Below are 18,623 nucleotides of genomic sequence, written 5' to 3'. Positions count from 1 at the left end.
CTCCGGGCGCAGAACCTGCCGTGGTCGAAACAGTCCGGTCGAAGCAGTCGGGTCGGGGCAATCAGATCAGCGCACTCGCATCGACGCCGTGTGCGCGGCACCCAATCGTCGCACTGCCTCTGCCAGCACGGCCGGGGTCGATCCGGCGAAGCTCAACCGCAGCGAGTGACGGTACTGCGCATCCGAAGCGAACGCCGTGCCCGGCACGAAGGCGACTCCGTGATCGAGCGCCGCGTCGAGCAACTCGCCGGTGTCGGTTCCGTCCCGGAAGGTGGCCCAGGCGAACATCCCGCCAGCGGGGCGCGAGACGGTCAGCCGATCACCGAACTCGGCACCGAGAGCATTCGTCAATGCCGTTGCACGAGAGCCGTACTCGCGCCGCAGAACGGCCACATGCGCATCGAGCCACGCGGTGTCGGCGAGCATGTCCGCTGCCATCAGCTGCGTCATCGAGGATCCACACAGATCCGCGCCCTGCTTGAGCAGTTCCACCGCCGCACAGACGCTGGGCGGGGCGACGAACCAGCCGACACGGAGCGTCGGAGCGAGGATCTTCGACGCACTGGAGAGTCGAATGACGCGATCGCTGTGACACGCGATCGGCAGCGGCGGAGCGCCGATATCGGATTCCGTTGTGTCGAAACATATCTCACCGTACGGGTCGTCCTCGATGACCCAGAATCCGTAGCGATCCGCGAGAGCCGCGAGGTGGCGTCGACGCTGCTCGCTCATCGTGACTCCCCGCGGATTGTGGAAGTTCGCGACAGTGTGGACCACCGCGGGACGCAGCCCCGCCGCCAGTCTGCGTTCGAGTTGGTCGGTGTCCATTCCGGTATCGGTGATGGGAATGGACGCGATGCGCGCTTCGGCGATCGAGAACACCTGCAGCGCACCGGTGTACGCGGGCTCGTCGACCACGACGACAGCACCGGGGTCGATCAGGGCCTGCGCGAGCAACGTCAGGGCCTGCTGCGAACCGTGCGTCACGATGACGGACTCGACCGGAACGGGCATTCCCCCGCGCGTGAGCGATTCCCTGGCTGCAACGACGCTACGCAGAGTGCGGTGGCCGGATGTCTCGCAGTACTGCACCGCGTCGGGGCGACGAAGCGCAGCCTCTGCTGCTGCGGCGATGCGGTCGATCGGTATCAGATCGGTGGCCGGTAGACCTCCGGCGAGGCTGATCACATCGTCGCGTGCAGTCAGAGCGAGGAGGTCACGGATGGCCGAGCTGGTGAGCGAGTCGGTGCGGGCGGCCAGGCCGGCGGGACGGTACGTAGTGGACATGAGAGAGGCTCCGGGGCAGCAGGAATGGGGAGACGGCCCGCGGATCCGCTGAGTCGAAGAAGGAGCGGACGGGTGTGTCCGCTCCTTGGACTGTCTCACGTGCTACCGAAATATGAAACGCGATTCTCACATGATGAGATCAGTCCAGATCGTCGTGCGCCATCAACTGACGCGCGGCCTCGATGACCGAACCGGACAGCGACGGGTACACCGAGAACGTGTTCGCCAGGTCGTTGACCGAAAGGTTGTTCTGTACCGCCATCGCGATCGGCAGAATCAGCTCCGACGCACTCGGGGCGACCACGACACCACCGATGACGACGCCGGTCGCCGGGCGGCAGAAGATCTTCACGAAACCACGCTTGAGCCCGCTCATCTTCGCTCGCGGATTCGTTGTCAACGGCAGCATCACCACGCGCGCCGGTACGTCACCGGCGTCGATCTTGGACTGCGCGACGCCGACCGACGCGATCTCCGGCCGCGTGAACACCGCCGAGGCGACGGTCTTGAGCTTGATCGGGCTGACGGCCTGTCCCAGTGCGTGATACATCGCAATGCGTCCCTGCATCGCCGCAACCGAGGCCAGCGGCAGCAGACCGGTGCAGTCACCGGCTGCATAGATACCGGCGACAGCGGTCCGCGAGACGCGATCCACCCGCAGGTATCCGCCCTTGTCGAGTTCGATACCCACCTTCTCGAGTCCGAGACCGGAGGTGTTGGGCACCGATCCGACGGTCATCAGGGCGTGGCTGCCCTCGACGGTGCGGCCGTCCGACAGCGTGACCAGAACGCCGTCGTCGGTGCGAACGACCGAATCGGCGCGGGCGTGCTTGACGAGGGTGACGCCGCGCTCGTTGAACGCGTCCTCGAGCACCAGCGCGGCGTCCTCGTCCTCGTGCGGAAGGACGCGGTCGCGGCTCGAGACCGCGGTGACCTTGACGCCCATCTCGGTGTAGGCCGAGACGAACTCGGCACCGGTCACACCGGATCCGACGACCACCAGGTGCTCGGGGAGGGACTCGAGATCGTAGAGCTGACGCCAGTTGAGGATGCGTTCGCCGTCGGGCTCGGCTCCCTTGACCACGCGGGGACGGGCACCGGTCGCGACGAGCACGACATCGGCGTCGAGGATGCGCTCTTCGCCGTCGGCGAGCACCGCCTTGATCTGGTGCGAGGCCATCCCGACGTGGGAGTCGATCATCTCGGCGCGTCCGGCCAGCAGCTCCACGCCGACGGAGGTGACGCGGTGGGCGATGTCGGAGGACTGCGCCTGCGCGAGGCTCTTCACACGGTCGTGAATCTTCGGCAGCGCGACGGCCGCCTGCGACGGATCGAGGGAGATACCGAGGTCGCTGGCTCGACGCATCTCGGTGCGAATGCCGGTCGAGGCGATGAACGTCTTCGACGGCACGCAGTCCCAGAGAACGCAGGCACCGCCGATACCGTCGGAATCGACGAGCGTCACCTCTCCGCCGTACTGTGCGGCAACCAACGCTGCTTCGTACCCTGCCGGACCACCACCGATGATCACAATCCGGGTCATTGATCCTCTTCTCGCATGCTCGAAATCTCTCGCTGTGTCGCGTCAACGGTATTCCAGAGGCTGCCCTCGCGCGTCGGTAGGGCTGGCTTGCCTTGCCCCGCAGGAGGGCGGACCTGCGGCGACGCACCGAAACACGACCACGAGGCGTCAGTGTGCACCGATACGGTTTAGGCTGGCCGACGTGCCAATTTATGCCGCCTACGGATCCAACATGCATCCGGAGCAGATGTTGCAGCGATGCCCTCACTCGCCCCTGTCGGGAACCGGGTGGCTGCACGGATGGCGGTTGACCTTCGGCGGTGGCGACATCGGTTGGGAAGGCGCGCTGGCCACGGTCGTGGAGGATCCCGACTCGCAGGTCTTCGTCGTGCTCTACGACGTGTCCGAGGAGGACGAGGAGAGCCTGGATCGCTGGGAGGGGTCGGAACTCGGTATTCACCGGAAGATCCGGCTGCGCATCGAGACCGGCCGGGAGCCGGTGCTCGCCTGGATGTACGTGCTCGACGCCTACGAGGGCGGCCTGCCGTCGGCACGCTACCTCGGCGTCATGGCCGAGGCAGCCGAAATCGCCGGTGCCCCAGCCGAATACGTGCGAGACCTACGAACCCGCAACAGCCGCAACGTCGGTCCCGGTACCGCCTCGTAGTTCGAGGGACGGATCAGAAGTAGTTCTTCATCACCGACGCCACCCAAGCCGGCTCGGTCACATCCGCACGTTCCGGAACCATGGACTGCAGGAACGGCTTGACATCGAACACCGGTGTGCCGTCGATCGCGTCGAGACCTCGGACTCGGATGCGCAGTCCGTCCACGTCGACGATCTCGCACCGCGACACCCCGAGATGATTGGGCCGGTCCTTGACCCGTTGAGCGAGGACTCCCACCCGAGGAAGCGTCGTGTCACCGCGGGGGTGCCGAGAACCGGTGGTCGTCTCGGCCGGATCGCACAGGTGGAAGCCGTAGACCACTTCGAGGTGGGAGAATTCCGCGAGACCGAGGGTCGAGTCGGCGTCGAGCACACTGTCGTGGAGGTCGAGGACGGATTCGACCGATCCCCAATTGTCGTCCACCACCTCGACGCGTTCGGATCTGACGATCCCGATCGGCGACACATCGAACGCCATCTCGTCTCCTGCCTCTAGTTCGGATCCAGCGCGATTCCGGTCATCACCTTCACGCCCACGGCCAGTGCTCGTTCGTCGAGATCGAAGGTGGGTTGGTGGATGTCGAGTTGCGGTCCGGTGCCCGGCCACACGCCGAGTCGAGCCATCGCGCCGGGCACTCGTTCGAGGTACCACGAGAAATCCTCGCCGCCACCGGACTGCGCGGTATCGGCCAATGCGTCGGGTCCGACCCTCTCGATCGCCTTCTCGAACGTGTGCGTGGACGCCGGATCGTTGACCACGGGAGGCACGCCGCGACGATAGTGCAGCTCGAAGCGGACACCGGTCGGTGCGAGCAATCCGGTGACGATCTCGCGGACCAGCGGCTCGAGCAACGCCCAGGTCTCGTGGTCGCCGGTGCGGACGGTGCCGGTCAGCATGCCGGTCTGCGGTATGGCGTTGGGGGCCTGGCCCGCGACCACAGCTCCCCACACCATGACCGTGCTGGTCCGCGGGTCGACGCGCCTGCTCAGCATTCCGGGCAGGCCGGTGATGACGGTGCCCAGTGCGTAGATCAGATCGGTGGTCAGGTGCGGCCGAGAGGTGTGTCCGCCGGGCGAATCCAGCCGCAGCTCGACGGTGTCGGCAGCAGAGGTGATCGCACCGAGGCGCACGCCGACCTGCCCCACCTCGAGCCGCGGATCACAGTGCAGCGCAAAGATCTTGGTGACACCGTCGAGCGCTCCCGCGGCCACCGCGTCGAGGGCACCGCCCGGCATGACCTCCTCGGCGGGCTGAAAGATCAGGCGCACCCCGTACTGCAGGTCCGGCAGTGACGCCAGCGCCAATCCGGTCGCGAGCAGCACCGTGGTGTGTGCGTCGTGCCCGCAGGCGTGCGACACCCCCGGCACGGTCGACGAGTACACCGCGCCGGTGTTCTCCTGCAGCGGCAGGGCGTCCATGTCCGCCCGCAACGCCACCCGCGGACCATCGGGCCCGATGTCGCAGATCAACCCCGTTCCACCGGGGAGTGGCTTGGGCGACAGACCCGCCGCTTCGAGATGCTCCATCACGAACGCGGTGGTGCCGAATTCGCGTCGAGCAAGTTCCGGATGTGCGTGAATGTGCCGCCGCCACAGAGGCAGATCTGCCGTGTGCGCGTGAATCCACCGATCGATCGCGTCCTCGCGGGTACTCACGACTGCGCCGCCGAGCGAGCGGTCACGCCGTCGAGCAGACGGGCGCGAGTACCGGGATCGGCTGCGGCGCGCGCAGCAGTTCTGGCGAGACCGAGAGCTCCGTCGAGCAACGCTCGATCGGCCGACTCGGTGACACACGCGGCGGCGAACTCCGGCTGATGGGTCACCGCTCCTCCCGCATCGAGGCCGACGACGGGATGAATACCGGGTAGAACATTCGTCACGTTTCCCATGTCTGTGCTGCCCAACGGGCGAAATCCTTCCAAATCCGGAGCCAGGGGCGACCGGCCCAATGCTTCGATCTCCTGCCGAAAAGCCGCAGCCAGCCACGAATCCGGCGTCAACGCCGCATAGGTCGGCGACACCGTACGGATCTCGTGAGTGCACCCGGTGGCGATCGCTCCTGCCTCGAAACACGCGTACGTCTTCGCCGTCAGAGCGTGGAGCGATTCGGTGGTGTTCGCGCGCAGGTAGTAGAGCAGCTCGGCATGGCCGGGCACGATGTTCGGTGCCACACCCCCGTCGCTGACGATGCCGTGCAGCTGCTGACCCGGCGACAGATGCTGGCGCAGGAGCCCGAGTGCCACCTGACTGATGGTCACCGCGTCGCCTGCGTTGATTCCCCACTCGGGAGCAGCCGACGCGTGCGCGGCACGGCCGGTGAACTTGACCGCGATGTCCGCCAGCGCCAGCGAGGTCGCACCCACGATGTCGAAGGGACCGGGATGGACCATCAACGCCGCGCCGACGCCGTCGAACACTCCTCGCTCGAGCATCAAGACCTTGCCGCCGCCGGTCTCCTCGGCCGGGGTACCGAGCACTCGCACGGTGATCCCGAGCGCGTCGGCGACCGGAGCGAGCGCAAGCGCAGCACCCACAGCCGAGGCCGCGATGATGTTGTGCCCGCACGCATGACCGATCTCGGGCAGAGCGTCGTACTCCGCACAGATTCCGATCACCAGATCGCCGCTGCCGAACGACGCGGTGAACGCGGTGTCGATGCCTGCGACGGCCGTCTCGACCTCGAAATCGTGGGCCCGGAGCGTGTCGAGGATCTTGGCGACGCTGCGATGTTCGGCGAACGCCAGCTCCGGTTCCGCGTGGATCGAGTGCGAAAGCGCAACCACTTCGTCGGTGGCGTCGGCCAGGGCGCGGTCCATCGCCTCACCCACGTCGGCATTGTTCGATTCGTCGATCACGAGAGACAGTGTGTCACTAGCGCGACCGACTGTCGGAACAGCTGTGCCGAGTGACTACTTCCCGAAGCTGAAGTTGCTGTCGTCGGTCGCAGTGTTCAGCGCGGCGAGCAGATCCACGTGCATGCGAGCCTTGATGCCGGCCAGGTTGGCACCCCGGGTGCTCGTCAGTGCGGCGGCCTTGGCGACCGCGTCGGACACCAGCGACTCCTCCGCCGCCGTCGCCTCGACGATTCCGGCAGCCACGGCGTCGGCACCGCCGTACCGACGACCGGTCGTCATCGCCTCGACGGCGGTCTGCTTGGGCAGCCGGGAGTTGATCAGAGCAGACATTCCGACGGTGAACGGCATGTTCAGGTTCACCTCGGGCAGGCAGTAGAAGCCGCGATCGACCCGTTGGATGCGGAAGTCGTGGGAGGTGGCGAACATCGCCCCTGCGCCGAATGCGTGGCCCTGCACAGCAGCGACGGTGGCCATCGGAAAAGCGAGCAACCTGGTGTAGAGAGTGTGCACGCGATCGAGATACCAGGTGATCTTGTCCAGGTTGGCGAACAGCCAGTCGGTGTCGAGGCCGTTGCTGTAGAACTTGCCCGCCGACGTGGTGACCAGCGCCGCCGGACCGGTCGAGGCCTCGACCTCGTCGAGCAACGCGTGGGTGGCGTTGATCCAATCCGGGTGAAAACGGTTCTCGGGATTGTCCGCTCCGTCCTGGGCACCGAGGAACAGGATGTGGACGTCACCGTCGCGTTCGAGATAAGGCATGCAGCGGATACTACCCAACAGTAACTTCCGCCGGTCGCACATCCGTTGCGTCGATCTCCTACTGTTGTTCATCGTGGCAACCACCGACGCACATGCGACCGACCCAGTGACCGATCCCGAGGGTGCCGCGCGCACCGCCGCCGACGCACTCGCCGCAGCAACCGGAGTCGACACCCACACCGTGGCCATCGTTCTCGGTTCCGGATGGCAGGCGGCAGCCGACGTCTTCGGCTCCCCCACCGCGACCGTGCGCATGGCCGACCTGCCCGGGTTCGCGCCACCGTCGGCGTCGGGCCACTCCGGCACCATCACCTCGGTGGACGTCGGCGGCACCCACACACTGCTGCTGCAGGGACGCACGCATGCCTACGAGGGGCACGACCTGCGACGCGTCGTGCATCCGGTGCGGACCGCGATCGCGGCAGGTGCCACGACCGTCGTGCTGACCAACGCTGCAGGCGGTATCCGAGACGGCATGAGCGTCGGGCAGCCCGTGCTGATCTCGGACCACCTCAATCTGACGGCTCGTTCGCCCCTCGTCGGGGCGGAGTTCGTCGATCTGGTCGACGCGTACTCCCCCGAACTTCGGGCCCTTGCGGCCGACATCGATCCGTCTCTCGAGGACGGCGTCTATGCCGGCCTTCCCGGTCCGCACTACGAGACGCCCGCCGAGATCAGGATGCTGCGCACACTCGGTGCGGACCTCGTGGGAATGTCGACCGTGCACGAGACGATCGCCGCGCGAGCGAAAGGCGCACGCGTCCTGGGCATCTCGCTGGTGACCAATCTCGCGGCCGGAATGACCGGTGAGCACCTGAATCACACCGAAGTACTCGCTGCAGGCAAGGAGTCCGCTGCCCGCATGGGATCGCTGTTGCACGAGTTGGTCTCCCGCCTGTGACCGAGAATCTCACCGAGCGAGTACAACGATGGATCGCAGGCGATCCCGACCCCGCTGCTCGCGAAGAACTCGACGGCCTGCCCGATGCCGAACTCGCCGACAGGTTCAGCGGACCGCTGACGTTCGGTACCGCAGGTCTTCGTGGCCCGGTGCGCGCGGGACCGAACGGGATGAACGTGGCGGTGGTGACGAAAACCTCGGCCGGCATCGCAGCCTGGTTGGTCGAGAACGGTCTGGGTGGGTCCACCGTCGTGGTCGGTCGCGACGCCAGGAACGGCTCGGAACAGTTCGCCTTCGCGGCCGCCGAAACCTTCTCCGCCCAGGGCTTTTCGGTGGTGATGCTGCCTCGGCCGCTCCCGACCCCCGTCGTCGCCTTCGCGGTGCGGGCACTCGATGCCGAGCTCGGCGTGCAGATCACCGCGTCGCACAATCCCGCTGCGGACAACGGGTACAAGGTGTATCTCCGCGGCGGCTCGCAACTGATCCCGCCGAGCGACGCCCAGATCGAAGCGCTCATCGAGGCCACTCCCGACGCGATCGAGATTCCGCGCGCGATCGTCCAGCCCGGCGGCTCCGACATCGCTTCTCGGTATCTCGATTCCGTTGTTGCACTGCCACGTTCGAGGGGTCGCGACATCCGCATCGCATTGACTCCCCTACACGGCGTCGGCGGTGAACTTGCGATGGCAGCACTACGTGGTGCGGGGTTCCGCGATATCCGGGTGGTCGAGGAGCAGTTCGAGCCCGATCCAGCGTTTCCGACCGTCACGTTTCCCAACCCCGAGGAGCCAGGAGCAGCCGACGCCGTGCTCGCGCTGGCGGCGGACATCGACGCCGACATCGCGATCGCCCTCGACCCCGACGCCGATCGTTGTGCGGTCGGGGTGCCGACGGACAGCGGGTGGCGCATGCTGACCGGCGACGAGACCGGGGCTCTGCTCGCGAACCATCTCCTCGCCGATGCGCCCGCCGACTCGTTGGTGGCCAACACGATCGTCTCGTCGCAACTGCTCTCGGCGCTCGCTCCGGCGCGGGGCGCTCGCTATGCCCGCACCCTGACCGGATTCAAATGGCTCGTCCGCGCGGGCGAGGGCCTCGTGTACGCCTACGAGGAGGCCATCGGGCACTGTGTGGATCCGAACGTGGTGCGCGACAAGGACGGTATCTCGGCCGCGGTGGTGCTGGCAGATCTGGCCGCCGGCCTGAAGCAGGATCGTCGCACCCTGCTCGACGTACTCGACGACCTCGCGGTCGAGTTCGGGGTTCACCTGGGTGCGCAGGTATCGCGGCGGGTCGCGGACCTCGCCGACATCGGGAACATGATGCACCGGTTGCGCAGCGCACCGCCGACGGAACTGGCCGGCCGGACGGTCACCGTCCTGGACTACGCCCAGCGCGACGACGAATTACGCACCGACGCAGTCGAGATCAGCGGGTCGGGGCTGCGGGTGATCGTGCGGCCCTCCGGCACCGAACCCAAGCTCAAGGCCTACCTCGAAGTGATCGAGCACGTCGACGGCCCCGAGGACCTGCCGAGAGCGCGGGCGGCGGCAGCCGAGATCCTGGCCGAACTGACCGACTTCGCCCAGCACCTCTAGGCGTCGACGACCCGAACGTCAGAACAGCGCCGACTGCACCGCAGGCAGATCTGATGTGAAGGCCCCGAGTTCGATTCGCCGACCCTTCAACGGCGCAAGATCCACGACGTAGGTCTCGTCGTCGACGGTCGCGATCACCGCCTGCCCGACGCATGTCCTGATCTCGAGTCCGTGGGAACCGGTTGCGACATCCGCGGGGTAGGCGACGCGGCTGACCTTCTCGCTCAACGCCTCCCGGCCTGCGGGCGGGACCCATGGTTCGTCGATCGGGGTGCAGCCGGCGACGCCGGCCTCGGTCAGCATCTCGCGGACCTGCTGGGCCCGGACGGCGACGGCGGCCTCGAGCCTGTCCACGTCGATCGGCAGACACAGCGACGCGGCTTTCGCCGCGGACCGCACGGCCTGCCGTAGCCCCATCGATTCGGTCACGAGGTCCTCGGCCACCCGGACGGCCTTGCCGTCGTCGGCATGGGCGACGTACTGCGCGCAGATGGCACCCTGCTCGGCGAGCCGACCCCATTTGCGCGTGTCCGCCGCCGTCCCGATCTTGAAGGTGCCGTTGGCGAACGCCGCAAGGTACAGCCAATGCGGTTGCATCACATGTTTTTCCAGATCGCGCGAGACGAATCCGCTGCGATGCACGGTGTGCACGAATCGAAAGCTGTCCTTGTCGGCGCACGTCGCGCACTGTCCCGACGCGACGGCCCGCTCCCGACCGGGGCACGGCACGTAGCGCGGCGGGCCGTCGGCCCGAAATGCCATGCGCCCGGTGCAGTACCGATCGGTCGAAGCACCCGGCGCACGGAAACCGAGCCTGCGGCCGACCAGTTCGTGGAACTCGATCTGCTCGGTGTCGACGTCGAGCACCCGCAATCTCGGTCGCGGTGCAGGTGACGCCTCCGAGGGCCAGGAGACGCCGAGAACCAATCGACCTGCGACAGAGGGAGTCAGCGCGGACCGAACTGACGATCGCCCGCGTCACCGAGGCCGGGAACGATGAAGGCGTTGTCGTTGAGGCCGTCGTCGATGCTCGCTGCCACCAGTCGCACCGGTAGTCCCGAGGCTTCGAGCGCGGCAACTCCTTCAGGAGCGGCCACGACGCAGATGGCGGTCACGTCCGCCGCACCGCGGCCGACGAGCAGTTCGATCGTGTGGACCATGGATCCGCCGGTGGCGAGCATCGGGTCCAGCACGTAGACGGGCGTCTGCGACAGGTCGTCGGGAAGGGATTCCATGTACGGGACGGGCTGGTGAGTTTCCTCGTCTCGGGCCATTCCGACGAAACCGACGCGGGACTGCGGAATGAGGCTGCTTGCCTTCTCGACCATGCCGAGGCCTGCGCGCAGAACCGGGACCAGCAACGGCGGTCGCGCCAGCCTGGTGCCCTCGGTGACCGCGACGGGCGTGCGTACCTCGAAGGTGTCGATCGCAGCGTCGCGAGTGGCCTCGTAGACCAGCATGTGAGTGAGCTGACGCAGAGCCGACCGGAACGTGGCATTGTCGCTGCGCTCGTCCCGCATCGTGGTGAGCAGGGCTGCGGCCAGTGGGTGATCGACCACGTGTGTTTCCATGCCGACAAGGATAGGACCTGGGCGGCAGGACGCGAACGGCAACTCGGGGGAACCGAATGGCACGTACCCGCGTCGAACCAATTGGGCGTCGCACTCGGCGACCGTGAATCGATCGCATTCTCAGGGGGGCACTGATGGCCGAGCTCGTCGTCGAAACCGAGGGGGTCCTCGCGTACGGTGCGGTGGCGTCGACCATGGCCGAGCAGATCGCCGCGGCAAGTGCCGCCGCCGCCGCGTGCGGCCCCGCGGTGCTGGCTCCGGTCTTCGGTCTGATCGGACAGGAATTTCTCGGTGCGGTCACCGGCACCCATCTGGCGCACACCGACGCCGTCGTACGCCTGGCGAGCACGGTGGCGAGCATCGGTTCCGCGGCCACCGCATCCGCGGTGTCGTACGCCCTCACCGATGCCGGCACCGGCGCAACCGTTGCGGCCTCGGCTGCTGATACCACCGCGGCCTCGGCCGCCGGTATCGCACAGGACGAGCGGTAAGCGCCGATGATCGATCTGCTGGCCCGTCCTATCGTCGATCTGCTCGGAGCCTTCGGGAACGGGGCGCTCCCCACCGGCGGTCCTGCCGACGTACTGCGTGTGTCCTCGGCAGCGATCGAGGCGGCGCAGGGAATCGGCAGGGTCGCGATCACCGAGCTCGCGGCGAACTGGAACGGTGACGCCGCCGACGCGGCCATTCGGTACGCCGAGAACGCTCATACGAGCGCACTTGCCCTCGCCGACCACGCCGACGACATCGCTGCCGTGGTCGACCAGGCCTGCCGCGACACCAATCGAGGCTTTCTCGAACTGCAGTCGATCGTGCACTCGTTCGTGGGAATCGCACTGTCGGCCGGACCGATCATCGCCACCCCGCCGGGGCAGACCATGCTGATCACGGCGGCCATCGAACACCTCGAACGAGCGCTCGTGGTCGTGGCGCGCGTGCGGGGCGAGTTGGCCGTCCACACCGCGAAAGTCGGCGAACTGGCCGCTCCCCCGACAGTTCCCGGCCCCGTAAGCGGCGGACCGACATCGTCCCCCGGCTCACCCTCGAATCTCATGACCTCGCCCGCGACATCACAGGTGATCGAAGCAGGCGAGAAGCTGGCGAAGACGTTCGCGCAGTCCGTCTCCTCCCCTGCCGCCGGAGCCGAGTCACCGAGCAACGGCGGTGCCCACAACTACCTGGGCAATCCGGGCACCGATCCCTACCGAACCCCCGACAGCACCGGCCGGGGAGTCGAGATCCGGCTACCGGACGGCAGTACCGTCACCGCACCCAACGCCGAAGCCGCAGGTGCCGTCCGTAGCGCACTGACCCAACAGGGCGTGCCCTACGCGTGGGGCGGCACCACGCCGGGCAGCGGACTCGACTGCAGCGGATTGACCCAGTGGGCGTACGCACAGCAGGGCGTCGAGATTCCGCGTCTGGCACAGGAACAGGACATCGGCTCCGCCGTGGCACCGGGTGAGGTGATGCCCGGTGACCTCGCCGTCTGGGACGGACACGTGGCCATGGTGATCGGCAACGGTCAGCTCGTCGAAGCTGCCGGTGAGATGGGGTCCAGTTCGGCTGACGGCGAGATACCGAATGCAGACGCTGATATAACTCACCCATGAAACGGACACTCTTCGTACTGGCCGCGGGCTCACTTCTACTGACGGGATGCTCGAGCGACACAGGTAGCGAACCGGCACCCACGACGGAGACCACCGTGCGGGCCGAGCCGCAGCAGACGACCACCACACCCGCGGCCGCGACGGCCAATCCAGCGCTCGGGGTCAGGGATCCACGCTGCGTTCCCGCTGACCCAGCGCTCGTGTCGTTCGTCCAGACCGGGTTTACCGACTCGACGCTCACACTGACCAACGGAACAGCAATCGTCCACGGAGACCTCACGTTCGTCGGCGCTACAACCCTCGACGGATCCGGCGAGATGGAGAACCGATCGGATGTATGGATCGTGCGCGACAGCCTGCCGTATTCGTTATCTGGCGGCGCGCGCAACGCGACCGAATGGCCCAATGCGAGTGGAACGCTCGGCATCTCCCCTGGCGACGAGCGAGTGCAGGCCGTCGATTCCTGTGTCGTCGCGATAACTACGGGCCGGTGATGACAGACCGCCCCGTGTTCACCCCAGCCGAAGAGGCGTGGCTCGCGAAGGTCGAGCAGACGCACAAGGTGCCGCTGAGCGATGAGCAGTACGCGGAGGTTCGTCGATTCTTCGGGTCTACGCCGAAGAATCGGGATCAGGCCTAGTCGCTGCCCGCGTTTGCACGTGCAGCCTCGCGCTGCTTGCGATCGAACTCACGCTCGGCCCACCACTTTTCGATCGTGAGCGGGAGCCAGCCCATGTTCCGACCGATCATGGCGTCAGGCTCAGGGAAGTCGTTGAGTCGCGTGTAGCCCTTCACGACGTCCAGACTCACGTTCAACTTCTCGGCAATTTCACCACGTGAGAGATAAAGAATCATTTGTTTTCGCCTTACGTAGAAAATTATCGAGCCCGGTTACCTGTAGACGTTACCACTTAAGTGTCAGCAATGCAACACTTAGGTGCCAACTATTTCCGGCTGACCCAGCCCCTCCCCCTCAGGCGGCTGCCAGCCAGGGGCAGAGCTGGTAGCCGGTGCCCTGGGTGCCGGTCTCGTCCAGCCACTCGGTGGCGGTCTCGATGTCGACCTGGGCCTCGGTGCCCTCGTCCTCGTTGTGGGCGGTGATGGCTGCCAGGGTGGCCTTGATGTCGAAGTGGCGGGGGCTGAGGCCGGCTGCGGTGATGATGTCGGTGAGTATCTGGGCGGTGATCATTTCGTTCTCCTTTGTGTTGGTCTCTCTTATGTTTATTATTCTACACACTTAAGTGTGAGGGCGCAACACCAATTCCAGTTTTTCTTTTTCCAACTTCCGCTTGCATCTGACACTTAGGTGCCGTATCGTCTATAGGTAACCGGGCTTCATCTTTTTCATTCGAACGCAGAAAAGCGCCCCCACCTCGCGATGAGGTGGGGGCGCTTTGTTCGTGCAGACGCGTCAGAGCGTCTTGGTGCCGTCGTCGTTGACGGTGGTCGGGTAGACCGATGCGGGGTCGGTAGCGGGCACCTCGGCCGTCTCGGCGGCTACCTCGGTGGTCTCGCTCGGCGCGGCCACATCCGTGCCCTCCTCGGCACCCTCGGGCTCGACTCCCGCTGAGGGGTCGACGAACTCGATCGGTGCCGGGTTCTCGGCCTCCGGGTCGACGAGCTTGGCGAAGGCGTCGGCGATCACCTTTGCCTCGTTCTTCACGCGCAGCACGCCGGACAGGTCGATGGCCGTGTGGCCGGCCGCGAGCTGCTCCTCGAGCTTGACGATCTCGGCCTCCAGCGCGTCGGTGTTGTCGGCCTGTGCCTTGACTCCTGCCGAGACCAGGTCGAGGGTGGCGTCGAGTTCGTCCACCGCTGCGTCGAGATCCTTCTGACTTGCCATGATTGCCTCCTGATTGGTGATGATCTCGGTAACCCAGGACGGGGTACCGAGTAGACGCCATAGCCATTGCATGACGGTTCCTCCTCTGGTCGAGGATCTGTGGGCCCGATTTGGGCATGAAAAAACACCCGCACTGTTCGTACGGGTGTTCGATAAATGTTAGGTTGTGGGTAGCGGGGTGAGGTTCGGAAGGGAAGCCGGACCGAGCCCCGCGTTTACGTTCGGGAGGCGTCGTGGAGCTGTACCGGCGAGGTGATCGGTGGGCAGAACCGGCGCCGAAATTCTGTCCTCGCGGCCACCGGCTCGGCCCTGGTCGCGTCCTGGTCGGATCGCAGGTCTGCTCGTGCGAGATCCACCATCACCGGACGCATGCCTGCCGGGAGTGCGGCCGAGTTGTTTACACGCCGCCAATTACGCCCGAGTGCACCGATTCGAGCTTCGATGGTCGCGCTCGCTGAAGGTCGTCTCTGATCCGCGCAAGAGCGACGATCACGGCCGGGTCGGCGGGGTCGAAACCCTCGTCGACGATCGCGGCCCACTCGACCTCATCCATACCTACTCCGACGCAGGAACCTCGGCCGCGGTTCCCTTGGTGATGAAGACGTCGTCCGAGCCCTCGTATCGGTAGCCGCGTCGGCCGTCCGGGAGCAGTACCCACCCGGCCTGTCCCTCGTCGGCAGGCGGTGTGAAGGTGTTCTCGTCGGCCATTCCGCGAGTATGCCAGGGGGCAGAGCTTGTATTCTGCGCCACATGACTAACCCCATTGAACCTTCATTCGCACCAGTCAAGCGCGACGGCGAGATTCAGACTGGAGGGCAGCCTGATGACCATGGACAGGTCACCGTCATCATTCCTACCAGCTACTACGACGCCGATTGGGAGACGACGCTACGAAAGGTAATCAAGGAATGGGGTGGCTACTTCCAGCTTGAGGGCTACCACTCCAGTCGGCGACTGATTGCCAAGGTCCATCCAAACCACTTGCTGAACGACCCAGGAGTCCCTGCTGTGGTCAAAGAGATCGAGATGCTCATCGACGCCACGAACTCGCACTTCGTGGCAGATGTGATGCCCAGGCGACGCGCTGACTACCAAAACCAGATGACCGCAAAACTCGCGGCCGATGAGCTCCAGGCCCAGATGAAGAAGGCCGTGGACGATTTCAACAACGGCTGAGTGCACGGAGCATTTCTCGCCTTATGCACCCGTTCGAGTGGGTCATTCGGATGGATGAATCTCTCCCGTTGCAGGTGTCCGATTCGGTAGCGTCTCGCGACATGACCCAGACCCTCAAGGATTTCAGCGATGACCCGAACTGGGAACGGTTGCGGGCCCGCACCTCCGATGCGATAACTCGCAGGATCGAGGCGGGAGGGAACATTCAAGGTCCACCAGAAACCCCGGACATCGAGTTCCTCACACCCGATGTGAAGTTGCTAGACGAGCAATTACGCGAACTTCGCGAGGACCTGAAAGATGCAGACCCGGAAGAGGTCCCCACATACGCAAAGGCCTTCGGGGTCGAGTAAGACCGGGCGGTACGGCACAATGCTCCGCATGGCTAAGAGCAGGGGCGGTCGGAGTTCGTCGAATCGGGATTACTGGAACATCGGCATGATCGTCGTCGCCGTCGCGGCGCTGGTGTTCGCCGGATACGCCGGGGTCGCAGCACTCACGCGAGACGGCGACTCGGACTACGTCTCCAGCTACGTTGCACCCAGTGGTTCGGACTCAACGAACCCGATTGCGCAGGGACCACGCTTCGGCCCGATCACGGCGACGGATGGCCGTGACGCCCCTGTGGTCGCAGTGTTCGGCGACTCGTACTCCGAGGGCACCGGCGCAACCGATCCAGCAGCGGACGGCTACACCACACTGCTCGCCGCCGACACAGGCTGGGATCTGCGGGTCACGTCGCTGTCGGGTGGCGGCTACCGCAACCCCGGCGTCGACGGCTCCGGGCCATACGTGCGAAAGATCGAAGCCGCGGACCTGGCCGCCATGAAGCCGGACCTCATTGTCATCCAAGGCGGGTTGAACGATTCCGGCTTCGGCGAGGAAACACGGACCGGTGCGCAGCGTGCAATCACCGCGGCACAGGCGGCGTCACCCGGTACGCCGATCGTCGTCGTCGGCCTGCTGTGGGGTCAGGGCAACCTCACCGAAGAAGCGCAACGCCCGTACGACTCGATCGAGCAGGCTGCTCGCGCCGCCGAGCGTGTTCTGTTCGTTCCGACCGAGGACCTGCGTTTCCCGCTCGTCGCGGACAACGTCCACCCGACGACCGAGGGGCACCGCATGATCGCAGAGCGAATCGAGCAGGGCCTCTCGGCAGCCGGGTTGAGCGTTTAGGCCGCAGCCTTCAACCAGTTCGTGAACACCAGTTCCGCCTCGGCCGCAGCCAGGGAATAGCCCTCGTCGGTGGGGTGGATACCGTCCGACTGCACCAGCGCGTCCGGATTCGCCGTCGCAGCGAACGTGCCCGCGATGTCGACGACCGCCCACCGCTGAGACCCAGCGAGTGCGCTGATCTTGCCGCCGCGGATGGCGTGCTCGATGATGTTCGACGCGGGCGACTTTTTTTGATTCTGGATCGTCGCGACAATCCCGGCGTCTGGCCACTTCGCCACCAACGCATCCGCGAGCTGCTTGTACGGCGGGCGGTAGTCGATCAACCCGATCTCGTTGTGGCTGTAGTTGATGAACGCCAGGTCCGAGACGAGTGGAGTCAGGATCGGGAACCGTGTCGCGTCGTTGGCGTAGGCGATTGCCTGCCCCGCAACGGCTCCGTTCATCACGTAGAGCACGGGAGCGCCGACCATCGACCCGGTGTTGCCGGTGCCGCGGACCTGCACGGTGTTGCCGACGAAGTCCAGGAACGATGCGGCCGAGGTGCCCAGTGAACCGAAGCCGTTCCATTGCGCGGTTCGGAAGTCGATGCCCGGTCGCGCCGTCGCGGTCGCCAGCGAGGACCAGACGCGCATCCCGTAGTACTCGATTGCGCCGCCCGTCGAGTTGCCGTTACCGCCGCGGCTGTTGAGCTGAGTGTCGGTCGCCGCGTCGAAGATCGACTGCACGCCCGCGTTGGTGATCGTCGTGCCGATCTGCGTGTACGTCACATCGTCGAGGGAGTAGAAGCACTTGAAGTCGTTGCCGCTCGCTCCGTTGTCGACGTCGAACTGCACACGAATCCACACGCGGACCCCGACTGCCGGGGCTGGAATCGAAACCGAAGAGACACGGGTGAGCTGCGTTGTGCCGAGACCGTCCGTCGAGAAGAACAGGCTGATTTTTCCGGCCGCGTCGACGGATACGAACCAGCCGCGGTTGTTGGTGGCTGTGTCGTACTTGCCGCCGAGGGTGAACGCGCCACCGAGCGCGGGGATCATGACCTCGAAGTCGGCGGTCAGGTCTCCGGTGGGGCTGGTGGCCGCCGAGTCTGCGACGGTGAAGTACTTGTCGGTGCTCGCGCCTGTTGCGACCATGCGCCGCGCGCCAGCGGTCCCGAGTTGCACGACCGTGCTCACCGGGTTGTAGCGCTGGTTGGTGTGGTCGAAGTCGCGGCGTACGACGGTGTACTTCGGGAAGAGCACGCCGAGTCGGGCCATGAGCAGGTTGAACCATCCCAGGGTCGCGGCCGATGTGGAGTCTCCGAGTACGGTGACGGCGGCATTGTCTGCACCAGCGGTCATCTTTCGCACCAGCGCGCCCACCTGTGGGCTGGTTGCAACGGCCCGCTGCGTGAACAGAGCCTTGGCCGAGGACTGGCTGAGACCCCCGCTAGCAGCGACCGTCCACAGTGCCTTCTCTGTCGCGTCGAACGACGCGCGCGACGTTCCGTTCGCGGTGCGGGTGCCGGTGGTTCCGTCTGGGAGCAGAATCGCTGCACCGGCCGCGTACGTCGTAGTGGGCTGCCACTGCGAGGCGACTCGCGAGGGCATGAACTTTTCGAGGATCTTGTCACCCGATCCGAGGGTGGGGATACGTGCCATGATGTTGCCTCTTTC

At 65.8% G+C, this 18,623-nt stretch carries 24 protein-coding genes; 10 read left to right on the top strand and 14 right to left on the bottom strand.

The window, feature by feature from the left end; translation table 11 throughout:
• Positions 1 to 66: 66 nt before the first annotated feature.
• Both AB0362_RS13275 and AB0362_RS13270 read right to left on the bottom strand, forming a co-directional pair.
• Positions 67 to 1,287 carry a PLP-dependent aminotransferase family protein gene (locus AB0362_RS13275; protein WP_149405402.1) on the bottom strand — a complete coding sequence of 407 codons (1,221 nt, stop codon included), beginning with the start codon at positions 1,285 to 1,287 and terminating at the stop codon, positions 67 to 69.
• Positions 1,288 to 1,426: 139 nt separating this feature from the next.
• Positions 1,427 to 2,830 carry an NAD(P)H-quinone dehydrogenase gene (locus AB0362_RS13270; protein WP_149405401.1) on the bottom strand — a complete coding sequence of 468 codons (1,404 nt, stop codon included), beginning with the start codon at positions 2,828 to 2,830 and terminating at the stop codon, positions 1,427 to 1,429.
• 181 nt (positions 2,831 to 3,011) lie between these two features.
• On the opposite strand from AB0362_RS13270, the gene AB0362_RS13265 reads away from it, so the two are divergent.
• On the top strand, positions 3,012 to 3,476 hold the full coding sequence (locus AB0362_RS13265; RefSeq protein WP_037188123.1) for a gamma-glutamylcyclotransferase: 465 nt from the start codon (positions 3,012 to 3,014) through the stop codon (positions 3,474 to 3,476).
• 13 nt (positions 3,477 to 3,489) lie between these two features.
• Here the strand turns inward: AB0362_RS13265 and AB0362_RS13260 are convergent, their stop codons facing one another.
• From AB0362_RS13260 to AB0362_RS13245, 4 genes are all read right to left on the bottom strand, one after another.
• The gene (locus AB0362_RS13260) at positions 3,490 to 3,954 is read right to left on the bottom strand and encodes an SAM-dependent methyltransferase (RefSeq protein WP_149405400.1); all 465 of its coding nucleotides are present in this window, start codon (positions 3,952 to 3,954) and stop codon (positions 3,490 to 3,492) included.
• A 14-nt stretch (positions 3,955 to 3,968) separates the two neighbouring features.
• The gene (locus AB0362_RS13255) at positions 3,969 to 5,132 is read right to left on the bottom strand and encodes a M20 family metallopeptidase (protein ID WP_149405399.1); all 1,164 of its coding nucleotides are present in this window, start codon (positions 5,130 to 5,132) and stop codon (positions 3,969 to 3,971) included.
• Positions 5,129 to 6,292, bottom strand: a complete 1,164-nt coding sequence (locus AB0362_RS13250) for a M20 family metallopeptidase (protein WP_149405633.1) — start codon at positions 6,290 to 6,292, stop codon at positions 5,129 to 5,131. The genes AB0362_RS13255 and AB0362_RS13250 overlap by 4 nt, the downstream gene beginning before the upstream one ends.
• 93 nt (positions 6,293 to 6,385) lie before the next feature.
• Positions 6,386 to 7,090 carry an enoyl-CoA hydratase/isomerase family protein gene (locus tag AB0362_RS13245; protein ID WP_317532290.1) on the bottom strand — a complete coding sequence of 235 codons (705 nt, stop codon included), beginning with the start codon at positions 7,088 to 7,090 and terminating at the stop codon, positions 6,386 to 6,388.
• 73 nt (positions 7,091 to 7,163) lie between these two features.
• On the opposite strand from AB0362_RS13245, the gene AB0362_RS13240 reads away from it, so the two are divergent.
• The gene (locus AB0362_RS13240; protein WP_255183255.1) at positions 7,164 to 7,991 is read left to right on the top strand and encodes a purine-nucleoside phosphorylase; all 828 of its coding nucleotides are present in this window, start codon (positions 7,164 to 7,166) and stop codon (positions 7,989 to 7,991) included.
• Complete coding sequence (locus tag AB0362_RS13235) at positions 7,988 to 9,589, top strand: phospho-sugar mutase (RefSeq protein ID WP_149405397.1); 1,602 nt, start codon at positions 7,988 to 7,990, stop codon at positions 9,587 to 9,589. The genes AB0362_RS13240 and AB0362_RS13235 overlap by 4 nt, the downstream gene beginning before the upstream one ends.
• Before the next feature lie 18 nt (positions 9,590 to 9,607).
• On the opposite strand, the gene AB0362_RS13230 is transcribed toward AB0362_RS13235, so the two are convergent.
• Complete coding sequence (locus tag AB0362_RS13230; RefSeq protein ID WP_262498292.1) at positions 9,608 to 10,456, bottom strand: DUF2797 domain-containing protein; 849 nt, start codon at positions 10,454 to 10,456, stop codon at positions 9,608 to 9,610.
• A gap of 80 nt (positions 10,457 to 10,536) precedes the next feature.
• Positions 10,537 to 11,160, bottom strand: coding sequence for a uracil phosphoribosyltransferase (gene upp / locus AB0362_RS13225; RefSeq protein WP_037188128.1), 624 nt, complete (start codon positions 11,158 to 11,160; stop codon positions 10,537 to 10,539).
• A gap of 134 nt (positions 11,161 to 11,294) precedes the next feature.
• On the opposite strand from upp, the gene AB0362_RS13220 reads away from it, so the two are divergent.
• The 4 genes from AB0362_RS13220 to AB0362_RS13205 are packed head-to-tail and all read left to right on the top strand — an operon-like array spanning position 11,295 to position 13,413.
• Complete coding sequence (locus AB0362_RS13220) at positions 11,295 to 11,651, top strand: type VII secretion target (RefSeq protein ID WP_141215329.1); 357 nt, start codon at positions 11,295 to 11,297, stop codon at positions 11,649 to 11,651.
• A gap of 6 nt (positions 11,652 to 11,657) precedes the next feature.
• Positions 11,658 to 12,773, top strand: coding sequence for an NlpC/P60 family protein (locus tag AB0362_RS13215; protein ID WP_366235703.1), 1,116 nt, complete (start codon positions 11,658 to 11,660; stop codon positions 12,771 to 12,773).
• Positions 12,770 to 13,267, top strand: coding sequence for a hypothetical protein (locus AB0362_RS13210; protein WP_366235702.1), 498 nt, complete (start codon positions 12,770 to 12,772; stop codon positions 13,265 to 13,267). The genes AB0362_RS13215 and AB0362_RS13210 overlap by 4 nt, the downstream gene beginning before the upstream one ends.
• Positions 13,267 to 13,413, top strand: coding sequence for a hypothetical protein (locus tag AB0362_RS13205; RefSeq protein ID WP_366235701.1), 147 nt, complete (start codon positions 13,267 to 13,269; stop codon positions 13,411 to 13,413). The genes AB0362_RS13210 and AB0362_RS13205 overlap by 1 nt, the downstream gene beginning before the upstream one ends.
• On the opposite strand, the gene AB0362_RS13200 is transcribed toward AB0362_RS13205, so the two are convergent.
• The 5 genes from AB0362_RS13200 to AB0362_RS13180 form a co-directional block, all read right to left on the bottom strand.
• Complete coding sequence (locus AB0362_RS13200) at positions 13,410 to 13,628, bottom strand: transcriptional regulator (protein WP_366235700.1); 219 nt, start codon at positions 13,626 to 13,628, stop codon at positions 13,410 to 13,412. The genes AB0362_RS13205 and AB0362_RS13200 overlap by 4 nt on opposite strands.
• Before the next feature lie 118 nt (positions 13,629 to 13,746).
• Positions 13,747 to 13,962, bottom strand: coding sequence for a hypothetical protein (locus tag AB0362_RS13195; RefSeq protein WP_366235699.1), 216 nt, complete (start codon positions 13,960 to 13,962; stop codon positions 13,747 to 13,749).
• 222 nt (positions 13,963 to 14,184) lie between these two features.
• Complete coding sequence (locus AB0362_RS13190; RefSeq protein WP_366235698.1) at positions 14,185 to 14,688, bottom strand: hypothetical protein; 504 nt, start codon at positions 14,686 to 14,688, stop codon at positions 14,185 to 14,187.
• 325 nt (positions 14,689 to 15,013) lie between these two features.
• A complete protein-coding gene (locus tag AB0362_RS13185; protein WP_366235697.1) occupies positions 15,014 to 15,169 on the bottom strand; it encodes a hypothetical protein in 156 nt (51 codons plus the stop codon).
• Between the two features lie 2 nt (positions 15,170 to 15,171).
• Positions 15,172 to 15,324 carry a hypothetical protein gene (locus AB0362_RS13180; protein WP_366235696.1) on the bottom strand — a complete coding sequence of 51 codons (153 nt, stop codon included), beginning with the start codon at positions 15,322 to 15,324 and terminating at the stop codon, positions 15,172 to 15,174.
• Positions 15,325 to 15,366: 42 nt separating this feature from the next.
• Here AB0362_RS13180 and AB0362_RS13175 point away from each other — a divergent pair, with 42 nt between their 5' ends.
• The 3 genes from AB0362_RS13175 (at position 15,367) to AB0362_RS13165 (ending at position 16,968) form a co-directional block, all read left to right on the top strand.
• Positions 15,367 to 15,792 (top strand): hypothetical protein, encoded by a 426-nt coding sequence (locus tag AB0362_RS13175; RefSeq protein ID WP_366235695.1) that lies wholly within the window; start codon positions 15,367 to 15,369, stop codon positions 15,790 to 15,792.
• Between the two features lie 101 nt (positions 15,793 to 15,893).
• Entirely contained in the window at positions 15,894 to 16,145 is a 252-nt protein-coding gene (locus AB0362_RS13170) for a hypothetical protein (protein ID WP_366235694.1), read from the top strand.
• A 28-nt stretch (positions 16,146 to 16,173) separates the two neighbouring features.
• Positions 16,174 to 16,968, top strand: a complete 795-nt coding sequence (locus AB0362_RS13165; protein WP_366235693.1) for an SGNH/GDSL hydrolase family protein — start codon at positions 16,174 to 16,176, stop codon at positions 16,966 to 16,968.
• Here the strand turns inward: AB0362_RS13165 and AB0362_RS13160 are convergent.
• Positions 16,965 to 18,608 carry an SGNH/GDSL hydrolase family protein gene (locus tag AB0362_RS13160; RefSeq protein ID WP_366235692.1) on the bottom strand — a complete coding sequence of 548 codons (1,644 nt, stop codon included), beginning with the start codon at positions 18,606 to 18,608 and terminating at the stop codon, positions 16,965 to 16,967. The genes AB0362_RS13165 and AB0362_RS13160 overlap by 4 nt on opposite strands.
• Positions 18,609 to 18,623: the final 15 nt, after the last annotated feature.

It is taken from the genome of Rhodococcus sp. NPDC079359 (genome assembly GCF_040702585.1).
Lineage (GTDB): Bacteria > Actinomycetota > Actinomycetes > Mycobacteriales > Mycobacteriaceae > Rhodococcoides.
The sequence above is the reverse complement of the archived record's forward strand: the minus strand, read 5'-3'. Positions and strand labels throughout refer to the sequence as shown.

Bases quoted from the DNA above. Each gene is read 5' to 3' on its own strand.
- AB0362_RS13275 (WP_149405402.1), bottom strand. From the start codon at position 1,287: ATGTCCACTACGTACCGTCCCGCCGGCCTGGCCGCCCGCACCGACTCG.
- AB0362_RS13270 (WP_149405401.1), bottom strand. From the start codon at position 2,830: ATGACCCGGATTGTGATCATCGGTGGTGGTCCGGCAGGGTACGAAGCA.
- AB0362_RS13260 (WP_149405400.1), bottom strand. From the start codon at position 3,954: ATGGCGTTCGATGTGTCGCCGATCGGGATCGTCAGATCCGAACGCGTC.
- AB0362_RS13250 (WP_149405633.1), bottom strand. From the start codon at position 6,292: ATGGACCGCGCCCTGGCCGACGCCACCGACGAAGTGGTTGCGCTTTCG.
- AB0362_RS13245 (WP_317532290.1), bottom strand. From the start codon at position 7,090: ATGCCTTATCTCGAACGCGACGGTGACGTCCACATCCTGTTCCTCGGT.
- upp (WP_037188128.1), bottom strand. From the start codon at position 11,160: ATGGAAACACACGTGGTCGATCACCCACTGGCCGCAGCCCTGCTCACC.
- AB0362_RS13220 (WP_141215329.1), top strand. From the start codon at position 11,295: ATGGCCGAGCTCGTCGTCGAAACCGAGGGGGTCCTCGCGTACGGTGCG.
- AB0362_RS13215 (WP_366235703.1), top strand. From the start codon at position 11,658: ATGATCGATCTGCTGGCCCGTCCTATCGTCGATCTGCTCGGAGCCTTC.
- AB0362_RS13210 (WP_366235702.1), top strand. From the start codon at position 12,770: ATGAAACGGACACTCTTCGTACTGGCCGCGGGCTCACTTCTACTGACG.
- AB0362_RS13205 (WP_366235701.1), top strand. From the start codon at position 13,267: ATGACAGACCGCCCCGTGTTCACCCCAGCCGAAGAGGCGTGGCTCGCG.
- AB0362_RS13200 (WP_366235700.1), bottom strand. From the start codon at position 13,628: ATGATTCTTTATCTCTCACGTGGTGAAATTGCCGAGAAGTTGAACGTG.
- AB0362_RS13195 (WP_366235699.1), bottom strand. From the start codon at position 13,962: ATGATCACCGCCCAGATACTCACCGACATCATCACCGCAGCCGGCCTC.
- AB0362_RS13190 (WP_366235698.1), bottom strand. From the start codon at position 14,688: ATGCAATGGCTATGGCGTCTACTCGGTACCCCGTCCTGGGTTACCGAG.
- AB0362_RS13185 (WP_366235697.1), bottom strand. From the start codon at position 15,169: ATGGATGAGGTCGAGTGGGCCGCGATCGTCGACGAGGGTTTCGACCCC.
- AB0362_RS13180 (WP_366235696.1), bottom strand. From the start codon at position 15,324: ATGGCCGACGAGAACACCTTCACACCGCCTGCCGACGAGGGACAGGCC.
- AB0362_RS13175 (WP_366235695.1), top strand. From the start codon at position 15,367: ATGACTAACCCCATTGAACCTTCATTCGCACCAGTCAAGCGCGACGGC.
- AB0362_RS13170 (WP_366235694.1), top strand. From the start codon at position 15,894: ATGACCCAGACCCTCAAGGATTTCAGCGATGACCCGAACTGGGAACGG.
- AB0362_RS13165 (WP_366235693.1), top strand. From the start codon at position 16,174: ATGGCTAAGAGCAGGGGCGGTCGGAGTTCGTCGAATCGGGATTACTGG.
- AB0362_RS13160 (WP_366235692.1), bottom strand. From the start codon at position 18,608: ATGGCACGTATCCCCACCCTCGGATCGGGTGACAAGATCCTCGAAAAG.